We start from the raw sequence: 9071 nt of genomic DNA, 5'->3' as shown, positions 1-9071 counted from the left end.
TTGCTCCCTAGAAATTGTGAAGCAATACATCCAGAATCAGTCAGAGGGTGCTATCCATCCCCACCGTATAGACGGTGAGGAATTCCGCACCTTACGTTAATTTTCACTGGTGGCGGGCCACAATTGATGTCCTCACCCCCGTCCCCTCTCCCTCAGGGAGTCATCCCTCACCCCCGTCCCCTCTCCCTCAGGGAGAGGGGAGTTAGGGCGGCGCATTCGCAATAGCGTTGCGCAGCAATAGCGATGTGACGAGAGGTTTCATTAAATAAAGGGGTGCAGCAGGAGTTTCCCTGGCGTGAAGCGAGATCCTGATGGCCAGGTAGTAGAAGGGATCCTTTCTGTGTGATGCTACAAACAGAGGCAGGCTAGGAGAGGGAACAGACCTTGCGAGTGGGGATCATCGGCACCGGCTACGCGGCTCGCTCACGGGCTGAGGCCTTGCGCAAAGATGGGCAAGTGGAGATTGTGGCTGTTGTCGGTCGATCCCCCGAGCGGAGTGCTACTTTTGCCGCCGAGTTTGGGGCTGCTGCCTATTTCGACTGGTCTTCTCTCTTCCGCGAGCAGCGGCTGGATCTGGTCTTTATCAGCACCATCAATCGGGATCATGCCGCCATTGCCCGCGCTGCACTGGAAGCAGGGATCCACACTGTCGTTGAATATCCTCTTGCCCTCAGCCTTGCCGAAGCCCGGTCGCTGGTGCAATTGGCAGCCGAGCGGCGGTTGCTGTTGCACGTGGAGCACATCGAGCTCCTCAGCGGCATCCACCTGTTGCTGAGGCGGGAGCTGGAAGGGCTGGGCAAGTTGTTTGCCGTCCGCTACATCACCCTCACCGCCACCCACCCCGCCCCCGACCGCTGGACCTACCGGCCTGAGCTGTTTGGCTTCCCCCTCATGGGGGCTGTCTCCCGCATTCACCGCTTGGTGGACTTGCTGGGCAAGGTGGAGCGGGTGAGCTGCCAACTGCGCTACGACGGGCCGGATTTGCCCCAGCGCTACAGCAGTTGCTACTGCACAGCCCAACTGAGTTTTGCCAATGGGTTGCTGGCAGTGTTGACCTATGGCAAGGGAGACTCTCTGTGGTGCTCGCAGCGGCTACTGGAGTTCCACGGCCAGCGGGGGGGCCTGCTGATCAACGGCGAAGAGGCGATGCTGTTGCGCGCCGGCAGTGCCCACCCCTTGGAGACGGGATCCCGTCACGGCCTGTTCGAGCAAGACACCCGCATGGTGCTGGATCACCTGCGCCAGGGCAGAGCTCTCTACGTAGACACCGAAAAGATGCTCCATGCCCTCGCCGTGGCCGAGGCCGCCGAGCGATCCGCCCAAACCCAGCAGGTTGTCCATGTTCAAGATGAGATCCCAACTTGAAAGTGCCGGTGCAAGTCTGGTAGAGAGGAAGTCGCCGAGCGCTTCCAGAGATAGGGTCTGGTCTCTCCCCTCTCCCCCTGGGAGAGGGGCTGGGGGTGAGGGAGAAGAGTCGAGAACTTGAGTGGAAGTGCGTTGTCCCAGTCTCAATTGAAATGGCTATGGCTCCCCTCTTCCTCCGCCAAAAGGGTCGGAGGTGAGATAAGTCAGGGATAGAATCTGGCACCACCCAGTTGGCTGGGATTTGAACAGCCCTAGCCGCTCAGCTCCCAAACACGCTGACAATGCGGCGCATGGCTTCTTCTACGTTGGCGCGGCTGTTAAAAGCCGACAGGCGCAGGTAGCCCTCGCCGGCGCTGCCAAAGCCAGAGCCGGGAGTCCCCACCACATGGCAGGTGTGCAGCAGCTTGTCGAAAAACTCCCAACTGCTCAGCCCAGTGGGCGCCTTTACCCAGACGTAGGGAGCGTTGACGCCGCCGTAGGCCTGGATCCCGGCTTTGGCCAACTGCTCGCGGATGATGCGGGCATTCTCCAGGTAAAACTGCACCAAAGCCCGCACCTGGGCCTGCCCTGCCTCAGAATAGACGGCTTCTGCCCCCCGCTGCACGATGTAGGCCACGCCGTTGAACTTGGTGGACTGGCGGCGATACCACAGGCTCCAGAGATCCACCCAGGAGCCATCGGCAGCTTGGCCCCGTAGCGACTTGGGCACCACTGTAAAGGCGCAGCGGGTGCCGGTAAAGCCGGCTGTCTTGGAAAAGGAGCGGAACTCGATGGCGCATTCCCTTGCCCCCGGGATCTCGTAGATGGAGTGGGGGATCCCAGGCTCCGTAATGTAGGCCTCGTAGGCGGCATCAAAGAGGATGAGCGAGTTGTGGGCGCGGGCATAGTCCACCCAGGCCTGCAGATGCTCCCGGGTTGCTACTGCGCCGGTGGGGTTGTTGGGAAAGCAGAGGTAGATGACATCGACTTTTTGCTGGGGCAGGCTGGCGGTGAAGTGGTTTTCCGCCGTCAGCGGCAGATAGACCAGGCCCTCGTATTCGCCCCGCTCGTTGGCCGGCCCCGTATGGCCCGCCATCACATTGGTGTCGACGTAAACCGGATAGACGGGATCCGTGATGGCAATGGTGTTGTCGTGACCGAGAATATCCAGGATGTTGCCACAGTCGCACTTGGAGCCGTCGGAGATGAAGATCTCAGAAGCGTCGATGTCGCAGCCGCGAGACTGAAAATCGTGCCGGGCAATGGCTTGGCGCAGCCACTCGTAGCCCTGTTCTGGGCCGTAGCCGCGGAAGGTAGCCCGCTCCCCCATTTCCTCCACGGCCCGGATCATGGCCGTCCGGCAGGCCTCCGGCAGCGGCTCGGTGACATCGCCAATGCCCATCTTGATCATCTGGGCCTCGGGATGGGCAGCGGCAAAAGCCTGCACCCGCCGGGCGATCTCGGGAAAGAGATAGCCGGCCTTGAGCTTGAGGAAGTGGTCGTTGATCCTGGCCATAGGGGTTTGTAGAAGAAGAGGTCATCGGCTTTTCAGTGTAGCTGTTCGCGCTCTAAAGCCTACGGCCCACTCCGTGAACGGGCGGAATCCATAACAGGTTCCGGGCAAAAACTCTGCCCCCGAGTGCTACCCTGGCAAAAGTCCTTGGGAGAGTGAGGATGCAGCAGCAGAAAGGGTGGGCGCTGAGTCTACTGGCAGTCTGGGTTTGGCTGAGCTGGGGGATGGGGGTCTGGTCTGCTCCTCTTTGTCAGGATCCCCTCTTGCTGCGGCAGATCTTGGCAGCTCTGGGCCGCCCGGACGCGGTGGTGGAGGAGGTGGCTCTTTTTGATTCGGATCAGTGTCTTGTCCAACTGGTATTGGATCGCCAAGGGTTGAGGGGATCCCTCCCTCCCGAAATAGGCCGATTTCGCCGGTTGCGAGCCTTGTCCCTCAGCCTCAACCAACTTTCCGGCCCCATCCCGCCCGAGCTGGGGCAACTGAGCCAGTTGGAAAACCTGTTTCTCGATTACAACGAACTTTCCGGCTCCATCCCACCCGAGCTGGGGCAGTTGCAGAACCTGCGCGGCCTGTTTTTGGATCACAACCAGCTCTCTGGGTCTATTCCCCCCCAACTGGGCCGGCTGATCCGCCTGGAAAACCTCATCCTGCAAAACAACCGCCTCAGCGGCTCCATTCCCGACCAACTGGGCCAGATGAGCTCCCTCAGAGGCCTGTTTTTGGATGGCAATCAACTCTCCGGCCCCCTTCCCCCCCAACTGGGGCAACTGCGCAACCTGGAAAACCTCTACTTGTCGGACAATCGCCTCAGCGGATCCCTGCCCCCCGAGCTGGCACAACTGACCCAGTTACGGGATCTGCGCTTGGCACGCAACCAACTCACGGGAGAACTGCCGACCTTTTTGGCGGAACTGCCCCGGCTGGAGCGGTTGCAGATCGAGGGAAACGCCGGCCTCTGCCTGCCGGCTGCCCTGTCCAAGTGGTTTGCCGGCCTCAACCAAGGGGACCCTCTGCCGGCTCCCATCTGCTCGCGGTAGCTTTCTCGGTTGTCCCTCACCCCCAGCCCCTCTCCCTGAGGGATATCCCTCACCCCCAGCCCCTCTCCCTGAGGGATATCCCTCACCCCCAGCCCCTCTCCCTGAGGGAGAGGGGAGTTAGAGCGGCGCGTTCGCGACAGCGTTGCGGAGCAATAACGACGTAACGAATCGTTTCATTGCTATTTGCAATGACTATAACTGTTTGAAATGTCCATAGACTTGACGTCCCGGCTGCCGCGCCATTCTCAAAACACTGCAGATGTTGTCCTGCGGGAGACACTCAAGTTGCCCGCGGGCTATGGGGCTTAGGGCCTGTCATGCTCAAGTGCGGAGCTGATCAGCTTTTCCGGGGTGGAGGGGGAAAGCTGGAGCGACGACCAGGCCACACCTGCTCGGTGGGCCACCACCACACCAACGGCCTCCAGATAGGAAGCTACCGATACACAAGGGATCCCCAACTGGCGGGGGTGCACCTGCATCACGGTGGTGTTTTCCTCGACGGCAATAAACAGCGGCGGGCGGGGACGGCTGGCCAGGTGCAGCAATCCAGGCCCGCCAAAGGCGGTAGCTGGGGCGATGACGCTATCTACCTGCTCTGCCGTCAGGTCGCCCGGCTGGGGAGTTTTGACGAATTGGGGAGCGTAGCTAAGGCCCACCAAAACCGAGGGCAAAAAGGTAAACCCCACCTCTTCGGCGGCAGCGCGGGGGTGAACCGGCTTAGGGTCTGGATCGGGGTAGAAGGCGGGGGCGTGGGCACAAGGGATCCCCAGCTCTCGCACCACCAGGTGGCTGAGGATGGCCTCTGCCCCAGCCAAGGGATCCACCCCCCTCCCCTGCTGGTACTGGCTGAAGTCGAGCTGGTCGGGGAAGCGGGCCACCACGGCAATGGCCTCTGCTCCCAGGCGGATCAGCTCTTGGGCAGTCTCCAACAGAGCATCAGGCTGGGCCAGGGATCCCTGGCTGGCCCCGGAAGGGGAGGAGCAGACGGAAACACCCAGGGGTCGGCCGGTCAAGCGCCAGGGGCCGATGTTAAGCCCTAAGGTGGCCTGGGCAGCCTGCAGCACGTGCAGGTGGCGCTGTTGCAGATCTTCCGGAATGCCGGCATCCAGCACTACCCCGACGCGGTTTTGGCGCACCGGCCTCAAGTTCCACACCCCGGCACAAAATCGATCCAGGCCGTACCCTTCGACGTAGAACACATTCCCCATCGGCCAATACAAACTGGCCCCGTTTAAGACATTGGGGTGAGTGATGACCCGCTCCGCTGCCGCGGCCAAGACGCGGGCAATGGGCAGGGCATCCCCGGCAAAGCCACCTATGCGGGCACCGATGCCGGTGGGGACAAGCAGCAGCGTGGTGTAGGAATGTGGGGACATTGCTTGCGGATCCCGTCCCGCCGATGCGAACGGATTTGATGTGGATTCAGAACGCTTGCAACAAAAGCTGTTGCGCCAGCGCCTCGGCCCGACGCACACAATCTCCCAACGCCACGCCATCCAGGTAGTTGGCGCACACCCACACACCTGGGGTTTGGGACGCCAGGTAAGCTTGCAACTGGGCCATCCGCTGCCGATGGCCAAGCGTGTATTGTGGGATAGCCCGGGGCCACAGGCGCTCTCCCAGGCGGATGGGCTCGACAGGTCGGGTGAGCAGGATCTGGCTCAGCTCTGCGTGCACAATCTGCGCTCGCTCTTCAGGGGAAAGTGCTGCCATGAGCGGGTCGGTGGCCCCGCCGATGAAGCTGAGGAAGCAGTGATAGCCCTGGGGAGACCGCTCTGGGAAAAGGCAGGAGGCCCAGATGGTGCCCAGGGTGCGCAAACCCTGGGAGCGCGGGATCAAATGGCCAAACCCCCGCAACGGCTGCGGCAGAGCCTCTTGGGGATAGGCCAAAGCCACCACCGCCACCGGCGGATAGGGGATCCCGGCCAAGAGCCGGCTGGCTGGGGGGTTGAGCTCCTGCAACAGCGAGGCAGCTTCAGGCGCGGGAAGAGCCAGCACCACCTGCCGGGCAACCACCCAGCGGGATCCCTCGGCGGTCTTAAAGCCCACCCAATAGCCCATCTCATCCCGCTTGAGCTGCACAGCCCGCCAGCCCAGCCGCAGGCTGTCCCCCAGCTTTTGGGCTATCGCTTCCGGCAACTGCTGCAGCCCTTGGCGCAGGTTGCCCAGTTGGCCACGTTGGGGTGGGGGCTGGATGGCCACAGGAGAGGGCTGGGGTCTGTGGCGCAAAGCCTGCAGCGCGCCGGCAAAAAGGCTGCCGTAGCGCTCTTCCAAGCCGGCCACGCGGGGAAAGGCGGCCAAGGCGCTGAGCTGATCCGGATCCCCCGCATACACCCCTGAGGTGAAAGGTTCCACCAAGCGTTCTGCCACCTCGGATCCCAGTTGTCGCCGGAAGAATTGCCGCACCGTTTCCTCGCGCCCTGGCGGCGGCGGGACAAACCCCAACAACCCCTGCAAAGCCCGCAGCTTGCCGCCCACGCTCAACAGCCGCGAGCCAATGGCTGCAGAAGGGCTGAGGGGCACCGGCAGCAGCTCTTTCTCCCAGTAGATGTAGCGGGGCAACTTGGCATCCGCCAGCACCAGTTGCTCGGCCAGGCCCACCTCGGCAATGAGGTTGAGCAGAGGGGGGACGGGGGTAAAGCTGTTGGGGCCTTCTTCCCAGCGGTAGCCGTTTTTGGATTGGGTGGAGATGCAGCCGCCGACACGAGGGCTGGCCTCGGCCAAGAGCACCGGCTGAGCGGAGCGGCCCTGCCGCAGGCGTAGCGCCAGGGTCAGGCCGCTGATGCCCGCTCCAATGACCACCACCTCAGCCCGTTCCCACAAGTGGGTCAGAGGCTCAGTTGAGGGATTGACTGCCGCTTCCAAGCTGTCCATCATCGCGGTTCCTATGGGTTTCCTGAAAGCAATCAACGCAGCACGCGAAACAGGCTGGGGATCGCGGCCACCTGGGGAAGCTGTTGGATCTCGGCCAGCGCCTGCCGACAATCGGCCTCGCGGACGGTGTGGGTGAGGATGACGATCTCCGCCTGCTCCTGGTGGCACTCTTTTTGGGTAATGCTCTCCAGGCTAACCCGGTGGCGGCCAAAGCAGGTGCCGATCGCCCCCATCACCCCCGGCTGATCCTGGGCCAACACCCGCACGTAAAACTCCGACTCCAATTCCGCCAGCGGGAGCAAAGCGGCAGCCCTGCCGAAGAACCCCCATAGAGGATTGGGCAGATAGGCCCCGGTTTGCAGGTGGGCCCGGAGGGTGAGCAAATCCCCAACCACGGCGCTGGCGGTCGGCCCCTGTCCCGCCCCTGGGCCGGCGAGCACCACCTGCCCCAGGGGATCCCCCTGCACCCAGACGGCGTTGTCCACGCCGTGGACGTTGGCCAGCGGGTGGGTAACCGGCAGCAGAGTAGGGTGGACGCGCACATCCAAGGCCGTCTCAGATCCCTGGGCGGCGGCCCTTTGGGCGATGGCCAGGAGCTTGAAGGTGTAGCCCCACTCGCGGGCATAGCGGATGTCGGTGGAGCTGATGTTGCGGATCCCTTCGCAGGGGATGGCTTCCCGCGGCACCGCCACCCCAAAGGCGAGGCCGGCCAGAATGGCGATTTTGTCGGCGGCATCCCACCCTTCCACATCGGCGCTGGGATCCGCTTCCGCGTAGCCGCGGGCCTGGGCCTGGGCCAGCGCCTCGGCAAAGGAGCTGCCCTGCTGGGCCATCTGGCTGAGGATGAAATTGGTGGTGCCGTTGACGATGCCCCAGACCGCCTGGATGCGGCTGGCCCGCAGGGAGTGTTGCAAAGCCTGCACAATGGGGATCCCGCCGCCCACCGCCGCTTCCAGCAGCACCGCCACCCCGGCCTGGGCGGCAGCTTGAAAGATCTCTTCCCCATGGCGGGCAATCACCGCTTTGTTGGCCGTGATCACCGGCTTGCCGTGGTCAATGGCCTTCAGGATCAGGCTGCGGGCCGGCTCCAGGCCCCCCATCAGCTCGATCACCGCATCGATTTCCGGATCCGAGACGATCTGCTCCAGATTGGTGGTCAAGCGCTCAGGTGGGATCCGCACTTGCCGCGGCTTATCCAGGGAGCGCACCCCCACTGCCGCAATCTCGACCGCCTGTAGGAGAGGGTGCTGCGGTTGCTGCAGCATTTGCACAACACCCGTGCCGACCGTGCCCAGCCCCAATAGCCCAACTCGATAGACCACAACCGCTCCTCTTGCCTGCTGCCGACCTTGAACCAGAAAACTCCCCTCACCACTACTACGATAAACGGTGCCGATCACCCAGGAGTCGGAGTCTAGCATCTGTCCCCTATGGCACCCACAAAGTGATAGGGGGGCAAAGGGGGGCTCCAGTCCAGTTGCCAATCGGGGTGCTGCGCCAGCCAGGTTTGGGTAAGCTGGGCCGCCGTTTCCCGTTCGGCAGGGGTGAGCAAAATGTAAAGCCGCAAGCGTTCGCCCGGCTGGGGATCCCCCTTTTGCACAGGCCAAGTAGAGGGCCAAAGTTGCTGCAGGGCCGCCAGCTCCTGCTCTTGCTGCGCTTGGGCTTGCTGTTGCTGCAAATAGGCTTGCTTGCGGGCCAACAGATAGGCCGTCCCGCTCAGAGATGGCTGCGGCTCCGGCTGGGGCTGAGGCCGAATCCTTCCCTTCAGACAGTACTCGGCCCTTCCCCCAATGGCCGCGAGGACCTGTTCGTACTCTGCCTGCCGCGCCAGCAGATGGGATCCCAGCTTTTCTGCCGAGAGAAAGCAGGTGCCAAAGCGCAGGGGCAGCAGCGGCATCTGGGCAAACAGCCGGCAGAGCACCTGATCGTGGCGCAGGGCAGAACGCACCAGCACCTCATCCGAAGCTTGCAACGCCTCTGGATCCCGCATCGGCTCCACAGCGGCGGCAATTCGGCTCCCCACCGGGGCAAACACCTGTACCGGCTGATGGATCCCCTCGGTTTGCCGGATGAAGGACAAAAGCTGCGGATCCGGCTGCGGGAAGAAGGCATAGGTGTAGAGAGGGCTGACAACGCTCTGCCCCTTGCCCTGCACTTGGGGTTCCGGCTGGGCTGAGAAGGTCATGGGCTGAGGATGAAGGAAGATAGTCTTTCCTTCCCAGTCTACGCAACCTGGATCAGGCTGCAGAGCGTTCACGGTCGGCCCGGAGATAAGGTAAACTAGCTGCGCACCGGTTCTGCAC

The 9071-nt window shown here is 62.8% G+C and carries 7 protein-coding genes; 2 read left to right on the top strand and 5 right to left on the bottom strand.

Annotated features, from left to right (window positions below; translation table 11 throughout):
• The first annotated feature begins 390 nt into the window (after positions 1–390).
• A complete protein-coding gene (locus NW858_RS11940) occupies positions 391–1365 on the top strand; it encodes a Gfo/Idh/MocA family protein (protein WP_414520580.1) in 975 nt (324 codons plus the stop codon).
• A 259-nt stretch (positions 1366–1624) separates the two neighbouring features.
• On the opposite strand, the gene NW858_RS11935 is transcribed toward NW858_RS11940, so the two are convergent.
• A complete protein-coding gene (locus NW858_RS11935) occupies positions 1625–2860 on the bottom strand; it encodes an LL-diaminopimelate aminotransferase (RefSeq protein WP_414520579.1) in 1236 nt (411 codons plus the stop codon).
• A gap of 158 nt (positions 2861–3018) precedes the next feature.
• Between NW858_RS11935 and NW858_RS11930 the strand changes: the two genes are divergently transcribed.
• Positions 3019–3894: a leucine-rich repeat domain-containing protein gene (locus tag NW858_RS11930; protein WP_414520578.1), complete on the top strand. Its 876-nt coding sequence runs from the start codon at positions 3019–3021 to the stop codon at positions 3892–3894.
• 305 nt (positions 3895–4199) lie between these two features.
• Here the strand turns inward: NW858_RS11930 and NW858_RS11925 are convergent, their stop codons facing one another.
• The 4 genes from NW858_RS11925 to NW858_RS11910 all read right to left on the bottom strand — a co-directional run bounded on the left by NW858_RS11925 (position 4200) and on the right by NW858_RS11910 (position 8953).
• Positions 4200–5270 (bottom strand): DUF3326 domain-containing protein, encoded by a 1071-nt coding sequence (locus tag NW858_RS11925; protein WP_414334796.1) that lies wholly within the window; start codon positions 5268–5270, stop codon positions 4200–4202.
• 46 nt (positions 5271–5316) lie between these two features.
• Positions 5317–6771: a protoporphyrinogen oxidase gene (hemG, locus tag NW858_RS11920; RefSeq protein ID WP_414334797.1), complete on the bottom strand. Its 1455-nt coding sequence runs from the start codon at positions 6769–6771 to the stop codon at positions 5317–5319.
• Positions 6772–6800: 29 nt separating this feature from the next.
• The gene (locus NW858_RS11915) at positions 6801–8090 is read right to left on the bottom strand and encodes a homoserine dehydrogenase (protein WP_414334813.1); all 1290 of its coding nucleotides are present in this window, start codon (positions 8088–8090) and stop codon (positions 6801–6803) included.
• Between the two features lie 92 nt (positions 8091–8182).
• Complete coding sequence (locus NW858_RS11910; protein WP_414334798.1) at positions 8183–8953, bottom strand: GvpL/GvpF family gas vesicle protein; 771 nt, start codon at positions 8951–8953, stop codon at positions 8183–8185.
• Positions 8954–9071: the final 118 nt, after the last annotated feature.

It is taken from the genome of Synechococcus sp. H55.10 (assembly GCF_047502715.1).
Taxonomy (GTDB): domain Bacteria; phylum Cyanobacteriota; class Cyanobacteriia; order Thermostichales; family Thermostichaceae; genus Thermostichus.
Note: the sequence above shows the minus strand (reverse complement) of the source record. Positions and strands in the feature narration are given on the sequence as shown.

Excerpts from the sequence above, each read along its gene's own strand:
- hemG (WP_414334797.1), bottom strand. The coding sequence starts at position 6,771 with ATGATGGACAGCTTGGAAGCGGCAGTCAATCCCTCAACTGAGCCTCTG.
- NW858_RS11930 (WP_414520578.1), top strand. The coding sequence starts at position 3,019 with ATGCAGCAGCAGAAAGGGTGGGCGCTGAGTCTACTGGCAGTCTGGGTT.
- NW858_RS11925 (WP_414334796.1), bottom strand. The coding sequence starts at position 5,270 with ATGTCCCCACATTCCTACACCACGCTGCTGCTTGTCCCCACCGGCATC.
- NW858_RS11935 (WP_414520579.1), bottom strand. The coding sequence starts at position 2,860 with ATGGCCAGGATCAACGACCACTTCCTCAAGCTCAAGGCCGGCTATCTC.
- NW858_RS11910 (WP_414334798.1), bottom strand. The coding sequence starts at position 8,953 with ATGACCTTCTCAGCCCAGCCGGAACCCCAAGTGCAGGGCAAGGGGCAG.